Here is a 17,251-nt window from a genome sequence, read left to right as displayed (position 1 = left end):
TACCCCTCTGGTTGTCATTCCCGAAGGGAATCTGCTGTTCCCCTCAAGCCTCACCAGTCAGCGGATTGATCGTCACCGCCGGAATCGTCGTAGGATCAACCGCTGGCTTCTCCTTGGGAGCATTCGACTTCGGACCATCGTCCGTGGCAGCCGGCAATTGCCCAGCCGTTCCCTTGGCCGAAAATTCGCGGAAGACGCGGTTCGGGTCGCCCGGCAACAATCCCGCATCCTCAAGCGCGATGCGTACGCGGCGCCGGAACTCGCGAATCGGCCCATACTGCTTCTGCGCCAGCGTCTTGAAGACCACCGGGTACACCATCTGCGACCCATTGATCGCGTCGACGCCCAGCACCTCCGGATCCTTGATAAACACATCCTTGAAGGCCTTGTCATTGCGAATATCCAGCGCAATCTGGGTCAGCAGCGGCACCACCTTGTCCGGCGAAGCCGAAAAATCCAGCGACACATTCACCGTAGCCACCGAGAAGTCGCGGCTCAGATTCGCCACCGTCGTAATCTGCGAATTGGGCACCACATACAGCGTTCCATCGCCGTCGCGAATCTCCGTCCGCCGCAGCGTCATCACCTCCACCGTCCCCGTCATCCCGGTCAGCCGTACCACTTCACCCACGTTGAACTGGTCTTCCACGATGATCAGCATTCCGTTCAGCACGTCCTTCACAATCGTCTGCGCGGCCAGACCAATCGCCACGCCCGCGATGCCTGCGCCAGCCAGCAGCGGTGCGAGGTTGATGCCTGTAATCTCCAGAAGCTGAATCGCCGTTAGCCCCCAGAGAACGCCATTGAGCGACGTTTTCAGCACGCTGGCAAAGGTCTTTACCTGCGAATGCCGCCCAGGCCGATTGTCCTTCCGTTCCGCCGCTGTCGTAATGCGATTCGCACCGAACACGATTAAACGGCTCAGAACGAACGCGACCAGTAACAGGACAAGGATGTGAGGCAGCTTCGTATGAATGAATTCCTGCGTGTCGTCCACCCACTCATCGAATACCTTGCCCAGGAACTGACCCTTTGCAAACAGGCCAGTTCGAAAAATCATGGCAAAAAGATACATGTTCACTCCTCCTGTTTCTCTCTATACTGTGTGGCATGAGATGCAGGTTCGCACCGCCCGAATCGAACGCCGCCAGGAATTTTTCATATGGCGTACTTCGGCGATCGGCCTCCGCGGCCCTGCGACTGTCTTTATTCTCACCGCGGACACGCTTTTTCTGCTGTCTGCTAGTGGTCACCATATCGCCGCTTCCCATGGTGCATTCGCAGAATCAGCCCATCGGAGTTCCAAGTCCGCCATCGTTGAGCGACCCGGCTTTGGATGACTTCGCAAAGGATAAGTTCGATCGCAAACGTCTGGCGCTCCTGAACGTGCAACGGCAGAAGCAGATGGCGTCCGAAACAGAAAAGCTCCTGGCCTTGGCGCGCGAGGTCAAAGCTGACTCCGACCGGAACGACAAAAATCTCTATTCCACCGCTGAGCTTCGTAAAGTTGAGCAGATCGAGAAGCTCGCTCACTCTGTCAACGAAAAGATGCGTAACCCGATAGGAAACTAGGGAAACGAGGAAGGTGGGTATATGGCTGTTAACTTTCGATTTGGATCACTCTTGTCGTCCCCGTTCTTGCCGTCATGGACAGTGGGCGTGGGCTTCCTGCTGATCGTCATCACAGTGCCCGCGCCTGTTGTCAACTCCCAGGTTCAGTACAACGGCGGCCTTCCCGGTGTGCAGCGCTCAGCATCCGGCTTCCCGGCTCTGCCTGAAAACGCCAATCCACATCCCGATCAGAACCGCATCCTGGAAGACGCCATGCACCTCCAGCTCGACCAGAAGCGGCTGACCATGATCAACGTCGCGCGGCAAAAGGAAATGACCTCGGACACCGCCAAGCTTGTCGCCCTCGCCACGGAAGTCAAAGCAGAAACAGATAAGTCAGGCAAAGACGCTCTCTCGGCCATCGAACTTCACAAAGTCGAGCAGATTGAGAAACTGGCCCACACCGTGCGCGAAAAAATGAGCGCCTCAGTGGTGAAATAACCGGAAATGAGGCAGACAATGAGCTTCGCAACCAATCGAAAACTGGCGCTTCTCGCGGTATTGCTGGCAGCAGCAACCTCCGCCTCGGTGGCCCAGACCTCAGGCAAGCCCGAAGTCCAAGCCAGCCAGGCGCAGGGAATACGCGCCCCGGAAAACACCCCCGACACTCCCGTCGACAAGGCACGCCTCGCCGATATGAAGGCCGAGCTCCGCCAGAAGCAGCTCGCCGAGGACACCGCCAAGCTCCTGGTCCTCGCCAACGAACTCAAAGCCGAAATGGACAAGTCCACCAAGGACACACTCTCGATCGGCGTCATCAAGAAGGCAGAGCAGGTAGAAAAGCTCGCCCACAAAGTCCGCGACGAAATGCGCGCCTCGCTGGTGAACTAGGCAGGGAAGCGAACTCTGCGCCTGTCCCTGCCCTTATCTTGGTTGTCATTCCCGAAGGGAATCTGCTTCTCGCTACACAAACAACGGCGCCAACACCAGCGTCACCGTAGCCAGCAGCTTGATCAGCACATGCAGGCTCGGCCCCGCGGTATCCTTGAACGGATCGCCCACCGTATCGCCCACCACCGCAGCCTTGTGCGCCTCCGAACCCTTCCCGCCAAACGCACCCGTTTCGATGAATTTCTTCGCGTTATCCCACGCGCCGCCGCCATTGTTCATCAGCATCGCCAGCAGAATCCCGCTGATCGTGCCCACCATCAGGAACGAAGCCACCGACTCAGCTCCGGCCAGATTCACAATGTTGCCAAAGCTCGCCGGCAGATCCGTGCTGCTCGCCAGGTGGAACTTAGGACTGAGATGCCGGAACAGCACTCCGATCGTCACCGGCATCAGCACCGCCAGAGCGCCCGGCAGCACCATCTCCTTCAACGCCGCGCCAGTCACGATGTTCACGCACCGTGCATAGTCCGGCTTGCTCGTCCCCAGCATGATCCCCGGATTCTCCTTGAACTGCGCCCGGACATCCTCAATCACTTTCTCCGCCGCGCGACCCACGGCACTGATCGCCATCGAAGAGAAGAGATACGTCAGCATCGCTCCCAGCAGCGCCCCCACAAACACCGGCACGCTCGCCAGGTTGATATTCGAGAACGTCCAACCCGCCGGCATCGTGAATCCGGCGGCCTCAATCCGGTGCGCCACAATCTCCCGGATCGTCGCCAGGTACGCCGAGAACAGCAGAAACGCAGCCAGCGCAGCCGACCCGATTGCATAACCCTTGGTCAGGGCCTTGGTCGTGTTGCCCGCCGCATCCAGCCGGTCCGTCCTGTCGCGAACTTCGTGCGGCTGGTTGCTCATCTCAGCAATCCCACCAGCGTTATCCGTGATCGGCCCAAAAGTATCCATCGCCAGAATGTAAGCCGCGCTCGAAAGCATGCCCAGCGTAGCAATCGCCGTCCCGTAAATACCCTTCGCGTAATCCGAAATCCCCACCCCATTCGGCAGCACCAGGTGGTCCAGCCCGATCACGCCAAAATAGTAGCTCAGCAGTAGCGCGCCGCTGATCACGACAGCAGGCATCGCCGGAGTCTGCATACCAACCGCCAGCCCGGTAATGATGTTCGTCGCCGGACCCGTCTTGCAAGCCTCGGCAATCGACTGCACCGGCCGGTACTGCGTCTCCGTGTAGTACTCCGTGATCCGCACAAACAGGAACGAAGTCACAATCCCCACCGCGCCCGCCGCCAGCAGCCACCAGCGGTCATCCAGCAGAAAATGCACCCCAGCCGCAAACCCAAGAAACGCCAGAAAGCTCGTAATGTAGAAGCCGCGATTCAGAATATGCATCGGGTCATCTGTCTCTTTCGCATGCACGGAAGCCACCCCGACGATGCTCGAAACGATATTGATCGCATGCACGATCAGCGGAAACAGAATCCCCTTCAACCCAAACACCGGATACAGCGCCGCGCCCAGAATCATCGCGCCAACGCTCTCTGCCGCGCTTGACTCAAACAGGTCAGCACCACGCCCGGCGCAGTCGCCAACATTGTCGCCAACCAGGTCAGCAATCACCGCCGGGTTCCGCGGATCATCCTCCGGGATTCCCGCTTCGACCTTGCCCACAAGATCAGCGCCCACGTCAGCAGCCTTCGTATAAATGCCGCCGCCCAGTTGCGCAAACAGCGCCACCAGCGAAGCCCCAAAGCCAAACCCCACAAGCTGGAAGGGAACTGCCTTGGCCATCTCATCCCCGCCCAGCCCGCCAAACAGCAGGAACAGCGTCCCAATCCCCAGCAGCGACAGCCCGACCACGATCAGCCCCGTCACCGCGCCACCGCGCAAGGCAAGCTTCAGCGCTCCGCCCATGCTCGTCCGCGCCGCCGCCGCCGTCCTCAGGTTCGCGCGGATCGAAACAAACATCCCCGTATATCCCGAGAGCCCCGAGCAAGCCGCGCCCACCAGGAAGCTCACCACCACCTTCAGCGCCAGCGGAGCCGTCGGCCCATACATCTTGTACCCGCCATAGAGCACCACTGCCAGCACAATCGCCATAATGGCAATCGTCTTGTACTGCCGGGCCATGAAAGCCTGAGCGCCCTCGCGAATGGCCCCTGCAATCTCCTGCATGTCAGTAGTGCCCGTGTCCGCCGAGAGCACGTTCCGGGCAAACAGCGTAGCGGCGACCAGAGCCAGAACACCAGCTCCCAGAGCAATCCATAAATAGATCGAATCACTGCCTGAAGAACCGCTGGTAAGTGGATCGGCCAGCGTGGCAAGCGCAAAATTGAATGCGAACATTCGGGGAGTATCCTCCTGAGATATAGCTGGTTGCTGTCATGTGTGCCGCAGAACGGCACAGCCCAAAAATCTTCGAACGCCTGATCGAACTCGAATCCAGTCCAAAGTCAGCCAGCGCAGTAGACGAATAGAAACACGGCAGCAATTCAATCGTCAATATGTCGAAATACGCTATGCCCGCGTCGCGCCCGCGACCTGATCCAAAGCGCACCCTTTTTCCACATCCCCCGGCGTTGTTACAATCGACAAGGCTTAACCCTGAGCACCGGCCAGTTTCCCGGCCACGTACCCCTCAGGCAAAGTTGCCAGGGGAGGTGGCAGGCATGGCAAGATCAGCTTCCAGCACCAAGGAACGAAGCGGCACCACCATCACGGTTGCGCAGGGAACCGATACTGCAACCGCAACGGAGGGCGATCTGGGCATTTTAGGCCCGCGCCAGCTCGTCGACTTCTACCGCCTCATGTACACCTCGCGCCGCATCGACGACCGCGAAATCCTCCTCAAACGCCAGCAAAAAATCTTCTTCCAGATCTCCGCCGCCGGCCACGAAGCCTTCCAGGTAGCCATCGCCCTCGGCACCCGCGCCGGATACGACTGGTACGTTCCCTACTACCGCGACCGCGCCCTCTGCCTCGCGCTCGGCATGACCGCCGAAGACATGTTCCTCCAGGCCGTCGGAGCCGCCAGCGACCCCTCCAGCGGCGGCCGTCAGATGCCCAGCCATTGGGCCAGCGAAAAGCTCAACATCGTCAGCACCGGCTCCTCCACCGCCACTCAGGTCCTGCACGCCGTAGGCGTCGCCGAAGCCGGCCTTTACTACGCCAAGCACCCCGAAGCCGCCGCCAAAGGGGAAGGGGACTATCGCGCCTTCCACAACGTCCGCTTCCACGCCGACGAAGTCGCGGTCACCACCATCGGCGAAGGTTCCACCTCGCAGGGAGAATTCTGGGAGGCCCTCAACACCGCCTCCAACAAGAAGCTCCCCGTCATCTTCTGCATTGAAGACAACGGCTACGCCATCTCCGTTCCCGTCGAAGCCAACACCCCCGGCGGCAATATTTCGAAGCTCGTCGCCAACTTCCCCAACTTCTTCTTCGCCGAAGTCGACGGCACCGACCCCGAAGCCAGCTACGCCGCCATTCAGGCCGCCGCCGCCCATTGCCGCGCCGGCAAGGGCCCCGCCTTCGTCCACGGCCACTGCGTCCGCATCTACTCGCACTCCTTCTCCGAAGACGACAAGAACTACCGCCAGAAGGCCGAGCGCGAAGCCGACGCCATGCGCGACCCCCTGCACAAGCTGCAGATGCGCCTTCTCCGCGAAAACATCCTCACCACCGCCGAGCTCACCGACCTCGAATCCCAGATCGACGAGCAGGTAGCCGCCGCCGCCGCCCGCGCCGTAGAAGCCGCCATCCCACCCATCTCCAGCATTACGAAGCACGTCTATTCAGAAGACTTTGACCCCACCAGCGAGTCCCTGGAGTCCGACCCCATCTGGATGGAAGTAGGCGACGGGCAGGCCAACCACAAGGCCGATAAGACCATGGCCGACCTCATCACCACCTGCCTTCGCGACGAAATGCGCCGCGACCCGCGCATCGTCGTCTACGGCGAAGACATCGCCGACGCCACCCGCGAAGAAGCTCTCAAGGAAGCCAAGGGAAAAGGCGGCGTCTTCGGCCTCACCGCCGGCCTCCAGTCCGAATTCGGCTCCGACCGCGTCTTCAACTCGCCCCTCGCCGAAGCCAATATCGTCGGCCGGGCCGTCGGTTACGCCGTCCGCGGCCTCAAGCCCATCGTAGAAATCCAGTTCTTCGACTACATCTGGCCCGCAGTCCACCAGATCCGCAACGAGCTCTCCGTTATGCGCTGGAGGTCCAACGGCCTCTTCCGCGCCCCCGTCGTCATCCGCGTGCCCATCGGCGGCTACCTCACCGGCGGCTCCATCTACCACTCGCAGAGCGGGGAGTCGATCTTCACCCACATCCCCGGCCTGCGCGTCGTCTTCCCGTCGAACGCGCTCGACGCCAACGGCCTCCTGCGCACTGCCATCCGGTGCGACGACCCCGTCCTGTTCCTAGAGCACAAGCGCCTCTACCGCGAACCCTACGGCCGCGCCCCCTACCCAGGGCCGGACTACATGATCCCCTTCGGCAAAGCCGCCATCACCCGCCCCGGCACTGACGTCACCATCGTCACCTACGGAGCACTCGTCCCCCGCGCCCTGCAAGCCGCGCAAAAAGCTGAGCGCGAACACGGCATCCAGACCGAAGTCATCGATCTCCGCACTCTAAGTCCCTACGACTGGGAAGCCATCGCTACGTCAGTCAAAAAGACCAGCCGCGTCATCGTCGCCTACGAAGACATGCGCAGTTGGGGTTACGGCGCGGAAATCGCCGCCCGCATCGCCGACGAACTCTTCGAAGACCTCGACGCCCCGGTCAAGCGCGTCGCTGCCATGGACACCTTCGTCGCCTACCAGCCAGTCCTCGAAGACGCCATTCTCCCTCAGCCCGAAGACTTGCTAAAGGCCATCCTGGAGCTGCGCGCCTTCTAAGGTAGGGCGCGGCTTTAGCCGTGCCAATCAAGAGCGAATAATGTGCGGGGCTTTAGCCCCTGAGGGACATCCATCCTGAGCCAGAAACTCCGCATCCTCCTCGTCGGCAACTACGAACCCGACCAGCAGCAGAGCATGCAGCGCTACGCCCAATGGCTCCTAGCCGCCCTCAAGGCCCGCGGCGTCACCGTCCTGCTCATCCGCCCTGTCCCGTTCTTCTCGAAACTCGCCGCAGGCCCTTTCCGCAAACAGGCCATCATCAAATACCTCGGCTACCTCGACAAGTACTTCATCTTTCCCAAGCAGCTCAAGACCGCAGCCAAACAGTTCGACCTCGTCCACATCTGCGACCACTCGAATTCCATGTACGTCCGCGCCACCTCCGGCGTCCCGAACCTGATCACCTGCCACGACGTCCTGGCCATCCGCTCCGCCCGAGGCGAATTCGCCGCCACTAGCACGGGTTGGTCCGGCCGCCTGCTCCAGTCCTGGATCCTTCGCGGCCTCAAGCAAGCCCGCAACATCGTCTGCGTCTCAGAAAAAACGAAGTCCGACCTGCTCCGCCTGACCGGCGATACAGCCGCCAAAGTAGAAGTCGTCCTGAACCCGCTCAACTGGCACTACAAGCTCCAGCCAGGCCTGCCTGCAGACTTGAAGTCGCGCCTCGGCCTTGCAGAAGGCGAAACATACTTCCTTCACGTAGGCGGAAACCAGTGGTACAAAAACCGACCCGCCGCCGTCCAGATCTTCCGCGAACTCATTCCGATGCAGGAGTTTAGCAGCGCAAAGTTAATCCTCGCCGGCAAGCCTCTCCCCGCCGCCCTGAAAGCCCTGATCGACGATTCGAAGTTGGCCGACCGCGTCCTCCCCATCATCGGCACCAGCAACGAAGAACTCGAAGCTCTCTACAGCAACGCCCTTGCCCTCATCTTCCCTTCATTGGAAGAGGGCTTCGGCTGGCCCATCGCTGAAGCCCAGGCCTGCGGCTGCCCAGTAGCCACCACCAACCGCCCCCCCATGACAGAAGTAGCCGGAAACGCAGCAATTCTCTTCGACCCCGCCCAACCTAAGGAAGCTGCCGAAGCAATCCGCCAGGGTCTGAGCAATCGTGAATCTCTAATAACCGCGGGTCTGGAAAACGTTCAGCGCTTCGAGGAATCCAAAATCATAGAAGAATATCGCCGTTTTTACTCGGAGATCCAAAATGTATAAACTATGTAATTTCAATTGCTTACTCTAGCGAATCAAGAAGATACTGTCACCTTGAGCAAAGCGTAGCAGAGTCGAAGGGCCTGCGGTTGTTCTTGCTGTTGCCGTCGCTCTTCTTATTTGTCATTCCCGAAGGGAATCTGCTTCTGCATTTGCCTTTGCCTTTCTTTCTGTCATTCCCGAAGGGAATCTGCTTCTGCATTTGTCTTTGCCGTTGCCCTTGCCTTTCTGTCATCCCTGAAGCGAATCTGCTGTTCTCCCAACTCGAATCAACATAAGCACAACTTCAAAGCCCACAAACCCAAGGGCCAAAGGCCCGCCGCAATACCAGCCCAGGGCAACGCCCTGGGTAGCAAGCACCAAAGAAAGCCAAAGGGCTGAAAGCCCGCCCTATCGCCCACCCGGACCTAAATCATCCAACCACCGCCGCAGCCCAGAATCGAAGAATGGATCCCCCACCACCGGCGCCCGCAGCCAGACCTTCGTCCCGCCCGCCACCGCAGGCAAATCGCCCTTTCCCTGCGCCAGCATCCACAAAGAAGGCACGCGCACCACGCCAGCCGCAGCAGCAAGATCCCACCGGTCCTTCACCATCCAGGAAACCGGCACCAGCCGGCTCCGCGCATCGCCGTAGACAGGCGCCATGGCATCCACCAGCGGCTCGTCCAGGATCACCCCAGCAATTTCCGAATGATCCGCCGCCACCTCAGCCGCCAGATTAGCCCCCAACCCCGACCCGGCAATCAGAATCCGGTCGGCAGGCAAATGCCGCATCTGCGTCAGCCAGCTCAGAGACCACTCCGCATCCTGCCGGAATTGCTTCTCACTCGGCCGAGGCAGAGCATCTCTCACCGTAGAAAGCCCATACCCGCGATAGTCCACCGCAAAGACCGCCAGCCCGTTCCGGTGCAGCGCCGCCAGCATATCCACCGAATCGCTCAGATTCCCATCCGCCCCATGCAGATAGAGCACCGTAAGGTGCGCATTCTCAACGGGAATCCACCAGCCAGTAAGCTGCGTGACGCCAGCCTCGGTAGCCGCAAACTTCACCGGCTCAAACGCCAGCCCAACACTCGCCGGAGTGCGCGTGATCGCCGCCTTGGGATGGTAGAGGAGCTGCCAATGCCCCTGCCAGAACAGCAAACAAAGCACCAGCCACCCGCACACCGCCGCCCCAACCAGGACAGCCGCTAACGCTCCCAGCAGCCACCTGGCCGAGACCGGTTGGAACACAGGCCGCGTCCCACTCTCCCGCTGCAAGCGCATTTCGTCCATCGCCTTCTCAAACCCGGAAAGTTTCGGAGGACTCGACGCGCGCGTGGTTTTCTTCTGTGGTTTCGAGGAACGATTTGTAGGACGGGCCATAGCTAACTCCATCCTATCGTGCAGGCTGCGATAGATTATTCAGAAGGAGTTCGCGAATGCGTGAGCTGGTAAAGATCTGCGACGAGAGTGATCTGCCCAAGGAAGGGCGCGTTTGTGAAATGGCAGGAGGCCGCCTCTGCGTCGCCCGTGTCAACGGCGAAATCGCCGTCCTCGACAACGCCTGCCCCCACCACGAAGGCCCGCTCGGCCAGGGACTGGTGGAAGACGGCCGAGTCGTCTGCCCGTATCACGCATGGGCTTTTGATGTGAAAACCGGTGCAGCACTCCATAATCCAGCCGCCAAAGTCCGCGTTTACGAGTCCGTGATCAAAGACCACGAGCTCTGGGTTCGCCCGCCGGATTATGCGGCTGAAGCTTGAGGCCAGAGTGTGGAACATAGCATTCCTGCTATGCCTGTTTTCGACGTATTCTGCAATGCACAAAACGGCTCAATTCAACGCAAAAGAATAGTTAGCAGAATCAATGAGTTACAACTATTTTGCTTGACAAAAGTTGAGGTCGGAAAAGCCGCAAATTGTTCCACGCGGAACAATCGTGGAACAACGGATTGTTCCACATCACCGTACGTCCTGAGCGAAGGCTATTTCGGGCAGGAATCGAGCGGTCCCAGCTCTGAGCCGATCGCCTTGAGCTTGGCCCTCAGACGGTCTTGCACTGCCAAAAACGAACCATTCGGCAGCGCATCCAGGTTCAGTGCTTTCTCCGTTCCGCAGAGTTGCAGTGGCTCTGTTTTCAGCTTGAGCGACTTCAACAGGGCCGGTTCGCCGTACACAGGCACGCCGTTGATCACTACCAGGTCGATGCTGCTGGCGATATTTCCGGCCACAATCTGGTCATAGGGATTGCCCGTACCAGGTTTGTCCGATTTGACGAGAAAGAAATCCGCATACAATCCAGCGGTGATCGTGCCTACTTTATCGTCGATCCGGGCTACGCGCGCGGGTATGCTTGAGGCCATTTCGACCAGCTGCCGTGCCGAGAACAGGCCGTTGAGTTGTTCCACGTTCACCTTCGCCGCGTACTGGATTTCTTCAAACATATTGTCCGAGCCGGAGGGCGACCAGTCGGGCGCGAGCGAGATGGTCACGCCTTCGCGGAATGCGGCTGCTACGTTTGCCGTCTGTCCGTAGAGCTCAAAGTTGCTGCGCGGCGACCAGACGATGGACGATCCGGCGCGGTGCACGCGGGCCAGTTGCTGCGGCGATAATCCGACGGAATGAATGAGCGCTGTGTGTGGTCCGAGCAGGCCGTGGGAGTCCAGAATGTCCAATTCCTGGGCGGATTCGGCGTCGGTGGGCAGCCCTTCGGCGATGTGAATTGCTAACAAATCCAGGCTGCCGTCGGCGATCTGGCGGGCGCGGAGTGCCGCAGTCTGGGAATCCATATCACGAGGCAGGATGCCGATCGAGTTGGCGATGCGCTCGTGATCGAGCTCTCTGCCATAGAAACCGGTGTAGTGGTCGAGGTTGCGGACCAGTCCGCGCAGGCAGCTTGGCGATTCGCTGCTGCCTTCGCCCGGCATGTGATTGGAGCCGAGGCCGATGATCGATGTCGTCCCGCCGATGAGCGCTTTGACTTCGGCGTACTCGTCAGTGTCGCAGAAGTTGGCTGGGTCGGCGAGCATGGCGTAGCCCTTCGATTCGAGCTGCTGCTGGTAGACGAACCAGTCGCGCCAGGCGTAGCGGTTGGGGAATTTGTGCGGCGGATTCCAGCGGGGGAAGATGTTGAAGGCCGGATGATTGTGCAGGTCGATGAATCCGGCGAAGACGAAATCGTTGGTTTCGAGCACCTGCGCGCCGGGGATATCCGGCTTCTCTCGTTCTACGTGGAGCATCTTTCCGTTGTAGACATCCAGCCAGCCGCCGGCGATTACGCCGTCCGGAGTGACGAGATTACCGCGCAGCAGTAGGTGGCTCGCGCCGGCGTCCTGGGCGTGAGAGACGGATGCAACCAGTAAGGCGAAGAAAAGGAGAATCAATTTGCGCAGCATCGTTTTGTCATCATGCCATAACGGGCCGGGGGCCAGTGGCTAATGGCCAGTGGTCGGTGGTCGGTGGCCAGCGATCCGTGATTGGTGGTGCCTGGCGATGCGGGACTTTGCCGATGGGTGCACTGGCCTCTTGTCGTCCTTTTTCAATGCCATATCGGGGGCGACTTCCGTAAAGCCGAGATATCATTACTTATCCGGCTCAATGAGCCCATTGGCGATTTATCTTGAAGCCAGATTTTACAGTTGTGGCAGGCAACAATACAGAGGCCGAACCGGCTAGACATATCAAGCATTACGATGAGTCTCGGCGATGGGCCAAGTTCTGGATTTACCAGATGGTCCGTACTTTCCCATTTCACGAGGATTCAGATGGCGCAAAATCTTATATCTTTGGCTATAGCTCGTTTTCAAAATCTGACGGCTGCGGAAGCATTGGCGATCAACGCCGCGGCAGCCGGAGAAGTCGCCGCGTGCGGCCCAATCTCGGAATATACCGACTCCCTGGACCCCTTCAAGCTCAACACCGATTGGTCAAAAAGAGTGATCCGGGCCGATATTGTGCGCTGGCTATGCCTCGAGGGTGGAACAACGGAACTAGTTCCACGCAGCGGGATTCAGATCTTCGCCGCCATGATTGTTGGTGAGCTCGATATGCAGTACACGTTGACACCGTTTCCGCTCACTCTGCAAAGCTGCTTCATTACTGACACTATCTCGTTCAAGAATGCACGCCTCTCTTCGTTGATCCTCTCAGGAAGCCACGTCTCGCGAATCCTAGCCGACGGTTTAGAAGCGAAAAATAACGTTCTCTTGAACAAGGGATTCGAATCCACGAGTGAAGTAGTGTTTCGAGATGCAAAGGTTGGAGGAGGCTTCAATACAACGGGCGGCATCTTCAGGAACCCTGAAGGAATGGCTTTAGGGTGTGACAGGATGCGTGTTGAGGGTAGCGTCTTCATTTCGCGCGCCAAAATAGGGATGCAGAGCCAGTTCTACGGGGAGGTTCGGTTCGCCGGAGCCCAAATTGGGAGCAACTTGGAATGTGATGGCGGTTCGTTTGCGAACCTCACCGGCCCTGCAATTACAGCGGACAGGGTCGCTACGAACGGTGGCGTGACCTTGAGAAATGGTTTCACGGCAAAAGGCGAAGTCCGATTCCAGAACGCGAGCATCGGGACCGCCTTCGACTGTAGCCATGGTACCTTCTTCAATCCAGATTGCAAGGCATTGAATGCCGAAGGCGCACGAGTAGGCGGTAGCGCATTCTTCGCCGGACAGTTCACGTGCACTGGCAGCCTCCATCTTTGGGGTTTTGCGGTAGATGGGGGCGTCCAGTGCCAAGCCGGGAAGTTTACGAAGATGGACCTGCGCAGAGCTTCAATCAAAGGACCGCTCCGCTGGATTGATATAACCAACCCAGGTGAGACGGATCTTGATCTTAGGGACGCGACAGTCGGATCGATCGAGGACACCGAGGAGAGTTGGCCCCGGTCGGGACACCTGCATATTGAAGGCCTGAGATATGAGCAGTTCGTGAATCGACCGAACGACGTAGAGAAGAGGTTGAAATGGCTGCGACTGGACACTTCAGACTCCTCTCGACCTTATCAACAGCTTGCTACGCTCTATTCTGAACTCGGCGAACCTACGATCGCTCGCCGTGTTCGGTATGAAATGGAGGAGATGCGATATCGTGGTCGCTCTCAGATCCTCGGCTTCCTGCTCAAATTGACGATTGGTTATGGATACCGACTTGGCAGGGCCGGTTGGTGTCTGGCTGTGATGTGGATGCTGGGATTCATCCTCAGTTCGATCGGGTACGCGAACGGTCTTGTCGTCCCCACCGAAAGTGACGCTTACAAGTATTTCGTTGTTCATGGAGATGCGCCACCGCAGTACCAGAGATTCAGTTCCGTTATCTACTCTTTGGAGCATTCAATTCCTGCACTCAGCTTGGGTGTGTCATCCGCATGGACTGCTAATGTTCCTGCAAATAATGTGCGACCGCGAATAGATCGCGGTCTCCGTTGGTGGTTCTGGTTGCAGACAGCACTAGGGTGGATACTTTCGATCTTTTTCGTAGCTGGCCTGACCGGGCTGGTCAAAAAAGATGCCTAGAACTTAGTAGAGCCGTCAAGACCAACGACTAAGGAGTGTCAGGCATCTAGCCCGACATGCTCGCCAGTTTCGATTTTTGATTTCAGTCTAATGTACTCATCGAGCAAGGATTGGAAAGACGAACACGACATTTAGTCCCGTGAGACGCGCTTGTCGTCAGTTGGGATCTGGGCGAGTGCCACATTCGCCATGCGCTCATGGACGGCTGGATTGATGTTTTCTCTGGCGAGATTTGATTTGACCGGCCTTACTTCCCTCAGGGGCGAAAGCCCTCATCGGTTGGACTGGCTTTTCGGCACGACTTAAGTCGTGCCCTTTCACAAAACTAACTTCCATTGGCACGAGTGAGGTCTTGCTCTTTCACAAAACTGGCTTCCTTTGGCGCGAGTGAAGTCTTGCTCTTTTTCACAAGCTGATTTCATCGGACTCAAGCAGAGGGTCTTCAGAGAATCCGGCGCAGGCCGGGGAGGCGGACGAGTGGGTCGGAGATCAGCCCGCAGGCGGCGATCGCAAGAGAGCCCGTAGTCGCGAATTTGATCAATGCTGGGGCGTGCCATGGATGCAATAGCAGGGCTACGGTGACGAGGACCGGCGGGTGGATGATGTAAACGGCGTAGGCGCGGCGGTTGAGCCAGTCCCAGAATCTGGAGGGCTGATTCATGTGTTCGCGGAAGAGGAGCAGCCAGAGACAGATGGCTCCCCAGGCTACGAATGGTTCCCACAGAGCGTAGAGAAGGGCTGTCCAGCTGAGTCCACCGTTGAAGCTTCCGCCGCCGCCTCCGCTGGCGAGTTTTTTCGCGAGTAGGATGCCGATGGGCAGGCATGGCCAGGCGATGACGAGGTTGATGATCCAGGGGCGGGCTTGTTTCCAGTTGAGCTGGCTGAGCCAGTCGTGACGCCAGGCGGCGATGCCTACGGCGAAGAGGAAGATGTAGCCGGGGAAGTAGCCGAGTTGCAGGCCGAAGACGTTCACGCCGACGGGGACGAACAGGCGGACGACTAAGGAGACTGCGGCGACGCCCAGCGCACTGATCAGCCACCAGAAGCCGGATGGGACTGGGGCGGCTTGCTGGCGGGCGGTGTCGAGTTGGCTGCCGAAGAATTTGCGCCAGAGGCAGTAGGCGAGGGCGAAGATGAGCAGTGCTTCGGCGAACCAGAGGGGGCCGTTGATGATGCGCTGGCGGTTCCAGAGGAAGCGGATGCAGGTCCAGAAGCCGTCGCCCTGCCACCAGTTCACGATGGCTGCCGTGAGGGGGCCGAGGAACAGGATGAATCCCAGCAGCGGGAGGCCGAGGCGGAGGAAGCGGTCGAGTAGGAACTGTTGGTAGCCTTTGCGTTCCAGGGAGCGCGGGGTGAAGTAGCCGGCGAGCAGGAAGAAAAAGCCCATGAAGTAGGCCTGGTTGGTGGCGCAGAAGAGGGTCAGTAGGAGGCTGCTGGGACGCGCGGAAGTTTGGTCTTCGTGCCAGAACCAGCCGCCCGAGCCGCCGTAGGTGATGGCGGTGTGGTGGAGGATGACGAGGGCGGTCATGACCGAGCGGAGGCGGTCGATGGAGTAATCGCGGGGTTTTGTTGCTTCGGTCACGAGATGAGCATACGCGAGGCGTTGCTGCGGGGTTCCGTAGCTGTTTCTTATCTGCGGGAGATTCAACGACAACAGCAGATTCCCTTCGGGAATGACAATAAGAATGGCAAGTGCAACCGCAAAAAACAACAGCAGATTCCCTTCGGGAATGACAACAAGGAAAGCAAAGACGACGACTGCGGTCTAGAAGATTTTGCGGAGGATTGGGAGGCGGACTAAGGGGTCTACGAGGAGCCAGACTGCGGCGCAGGCTAATGGGCCGGCAACTGCGAATTTCAGGAAGCCGGGAGCGTGCCAGTTGCGCAGGAGCAGGCAGACGGCGACCAGAACTGGTGTGTGGAAGACGAAGACGGCGTAAGCGCGGCGGTCGAGCCAGGCCATGAAGGCCGATGGTCGGTTGAAGTGGCGGCGGAAGATGACCAGCAGGAACGAGATGACGCCGACGGCCACGAGCGGGTCCCACGCGGCGTAGACGAGAGCTTCCCAGTGGAGGCCGCCGAGCAGGTGGCGGATGGTGTCGGTGGTGCGGAGGAAGGATTTGGTGATGGCCAGGGTGGGCCAGGCGAGGATGGAGACGACGATCCAGGGGCGGATGTGGCCCATGTTGAGCTGGCTCATCCACTGGTGGCGGCGGGCGGCGACGCCGATGCAGAAGAGAAAGATGTAGGCGGGGAAGTTGCCGAGCCAGAGACCGCCGAAGCGGGCGTCGGCGGGGAAGACGAGGCGCACGAGGAAAGTGGTTGCGATGACGGCGAGGACGAAGAGAGCCCAGGCACCGTGGCCGGGAAGGAGCTTCCAGCTGATGACGTGTAAAGGCTTCCAGGGCTTGCCGGCTTCGCTGCGTTCGTTCGCTGAGTGCAGTGAGCCGATGCGGAGCGTGCGCCAGCCGGCGTAGCCGATGCTGATGGCCAGCAAGCCTTCGGTGAACCAGAGTGGACCGTTGATGAAGTTGCGCTGCTGCCAGATTTCCTGGATGGCGGGCCAGAAGCCGTGCCCGGTGGCGGCGGAGACCATGGCGACGCTGAGCGGCGCGAGGACGAATCCGAAGAGCAACAGGGGAAAGCCGAGGCGGACGGCGCGGTGATAGAGGAATTTTGCCGGGCCTTTGCGGTCGAAGGAGCGCGGGGTGAAGTAGCCGGCGAGCAGGAAGAAGAGGCCCATCAGGTAGGCCTGGGTGGTGATGACGAACAGGGTGAAGAGAACGCTGGTGGGCGAGCGGGAGTTGCCGATTTCGCGATAGAACCAGAATCCGGTGCCGCCGTAGGTCATGGAGGCGTGGGTCAGGACGACCTGGGCGGTGGCGATGGTGCGCAGGTGGTCGATGTAGCGGAAGCGATGGGCGGATAGCTTCGGCGTCGATGGATTGGAAGCGGAGTTCTGCGCACCTGGGGAAGTGGAGAGACCGGATTGACGAGCGGCTGGATCCGGCTGCGCGGTGAGCGGCCCGGATGCGGACTGTATTGTGTGCAACGAGAGATCCTCCACGGCGTTCGGAGGTTAGAGGAAACGTTCAGCAGCAAAGGGGGAAGAGAGCGAGAAGGTACAGCACAAGGGAAACAAGTGAAACCGATGACGCAGATGGATATCAGGGTGCGGTGAACTAGC

13 protein-coding genes are annotated in these 17,251 nt (G+C 59.4%); 7 read left to right on the top strand and 6 right to left on the bottom strand.

The features are described from left to right. Positions 1-43 precede the first annotated feature (43 nt). Entirely contained in the window at positions 44-1,075 is a 1,032-nt protein-coding gene (locus tag AC5S27_RS13965) for a mechanosensitive ion channel family protein (protein WP_493935174.1), read from the bottom strand. Positions 1,076-1,245: 170 nt separating this feature from the next. On the opposite strand from AC5S27_RS13965, the gene AC5S27_RS13960 reads away from it, so the two are divergent. Genes AC5S27_RS13960 through AC5S27_RS13950 form a run of 3 tightly spaced genes read left to right on the top strand, consistent with a single transcriptional unit; the run spans position 1,246 to position 2,442 of the window. Continuing rightward, entirely contained in the window at positions 1,246-1,572 is a 327-nt protein-coding gene (locus tag AC5S27_RS13960) for a hypothetical protein (RefSeq protein WP_493935173.1), read from the top strand. A gap of 51 nt (positions 1,573-1,623) precedes the next feature. Then, positions 1,624-2,052: a hypothetical protein gene (locus AC5S27_RS13955; RefSeq protein ID WP_493935172.1), complete on the top strand. Its 429-nt coding sequence runs from the start codon at positions 1,624-1,626 to the stop codon at positions 2,050-2,052. An 18-nt stretch (positions 2,053-2,070) separates the two neighbouring features. After that, the gene (locus AC5S27_RS13950) at positions 2,071-2,442 is read left to right on the top strand and encodes a hypothetical protein (protein WP_493935171.1); all 372 of its coding nucleotides are present in this window, start codon (positions 2,071-2,073) and stop codon (positions 2,440-2,442) included. 72 nt (positions 2,443-2,514) lie between these two features. Here the strand turns inward: AC5S27_RS13950 and AC5S27_RS13945 are convergent, their stop codons facing one another. Further along, positions 2,515-4,803, bottom strand: a complete 2,289-nt coding sequence (locus AC5S27_RS13945) for a sodium-translocating pyrophosphatase (RefSeq protein WP_493935170.1) — start codon at positions 4,801-4,803, stop codon at positions 2,515-2,517. Between the two features lie 323 nt (positions 4,804-5,126). On the opposite strand from AC5S27_RS13945, the gene AC5S27_RS13940 reads away from it, so the two are divergent. Then, positions 5,127-7,361, top strand: coding sequence for an alpha-ketoacid dehydrogenase subunit alpha/beta (locus AC5S27_RS13940; RefSeq protein WP_493935169.1), 2,235 nt, complete (start codon positions 5,127-5,129; stop codon positions 7,359-7,361). A 135-nt stretch (positions 7,362-7,496) separates the two neighbouring features. Further along, positions 7,497-8,573: a glycosyltransferase family 4 protein gene (locus tag AC5S27_RS13935; RefSeq protein WP_493935168.1), complete on the top strand. Its 1,077-nt coding sequence runs from the start codon at positions 7,497-7,499 to the stop codon at positions 8,571-8,573. 387 nt (positions 8,574-8,960) lie between these two features. On the opposite strand, the gene AC5S27_RS13930 is transcribed toward AC5S27_RS13935, so the two are convergent. Beyond that, the gene (locus AC5S27_RS13930) at positions 8,961-9,935 is read right to left on the bottom strand and encodes an alpha/beta hydrolase (RefSeq protein WP_493935167.1); all 975 of its coding nucleotides are present in this window, start codon (positions 9,933-9,935) and stop codon (positions 8,961-8,963) included. 56 nt (positions 9,936-9,991) lie between these two features. Between AC5S27_RS13930 and AC5S27_RS13925 the strand changes: the two genes are divergently transcribed. Beyond that, positions 9,992-10,315, top strand: coding sequence for a Rieske (2Fe-2S) protein (locus AC5S27_RS13925; protein WP_493935166.1), 324 nt, complete (start codon positions 9,992-9,994; stop codon positions 10,313-10,315). Between the two features lie 221 nt (positions 10,316-10,536). Here AC5S27_RS13925 and AC5S27_RS13920 read toward each other — a convergent pair whose 3' ends face one another. Next, positions 10,537-11,946: an amidohydrolase family protein gene (locus AC5S27_RS13920; RefSeq protein ID WP_493935165.1), complete on the bottom strand. Its 1,410-nt coding sequence runs from the start codon at positions 11,944-11,946 to the stop codon at positions 10,537-10,539. A gap of 369 nt (positions 11,947-12,315) precedes the next feature. On the opposite strand from AC5S27_RS13920, the gene AC5S27_RS13915 reads away from it, so the two are divergent. Then, a complete protein-coding gene (locus AC5S27_RS13915) occupies positions 12,316-14,064 on the top strand; it encodes a hypothetical protein (protein ID WP_493935164.1) in 1,749 nt (582 codons plus the stop codon). 442 nt (positions 14,065-14,506) lie between these two features. Here AC5S27_RS13915 and AC5S27_RS13910 read toward each other — a convergent pair whose 3' ends face one another. Beyond that, a complete protein-coding gene (locus AC5S27_RS13910) occupies positions 14,507-15,775 on the bottom strand; it encodes an acyltransferase family protein (RefSeq protein WP_493935163.1) in 1,269 nt (422 codons plus the stop codon). A gap of 54 nt (positions 15,776-15,829) precedes the next feature. Further along, on the bottom strand, positions 15,830-17,116 hold the full coding sequence (locus tag AC5S27_RS13905; protein WP_493935162.1) for an acyltransferase family protein: 1,287 nt from the start codon (positions 17,114-17,116) through the stop codon (positions 15,830-15,832). Positions 17,117-17,251: the final 135 nt, after the last annotated feature.

Source organism: Acidicapsa borealis, from assembly GCF_059115245.1.
The sequence above is the reverse complement of the archived record's forward strand: the minus strand, read 5'-3'. Positions and strand labels throughout refer to the sequence as shown.

Coding starts and splice junctions, on each gene's coding strand:
- AC5S27_RS13965 (WP_493935174.1), bottom strand. CDS start 1,075: ATGTATCTTTTTGCCATGATTTTTCGAACTGGCCTGTTTGCAAAGGGT.
- AC5S27_RS13950 (WP_493935171.1), top strand. CDS start 2,071: ATGAGCTTCGCAACCAATCGAAAACTGGCGCTTCTCGCGGTATTGCTG.
- AC5S27_RS13945 (WP_493935170.1), bottom strand. CDS start 4,803: ATGTTCGCATTCAATTTTGCGCTTGCCACGCTGGCCGATCCACTTACC.
- AC5S27_RS13940 (WP_493935169.1), top strand. CDS start 5,127: ATGGCAAGATCAGCTTCCAGCACCAAGGAACGAAGCGGCACCACCATC.
- AC5S27_RS13935 (WP_493935168.1), top strand. CDS start 7,497: ATGCAGCGCTACGCCCAATGGCTCCTAGCCGCCCTCAAGGCCCGCGGC.
- AC5S27_RS13930 (WP_493935167.1), bottom strand. CDS start 9,935: ATGGCCCGTCCTACAAATCGTTCCTCGAAACCACAGAAGAAAACCACG.
- AC5S27_RS13925 (WP_493935166.1), top strand. CDS start 9,992: ATGCGTGAGCTGGTAAAGATCTGCGACGAGAGTGATCTGCCCAAGGAA.
- AC5S27_RS13920 (WP_493935165.1), bottom strand. CDS start 11,946: ATGCTGCGCAAATTGATTCTCCTTTTCTTCGCCTTACTGGTTGCATCC.
- AC5S27_RS13915 (WP_493935164.1), top strand. CDS start 12,316: ATGGCGCAAAATCTTATATCTTTGGCTATAGCTCGTTTTCAAAATCTG.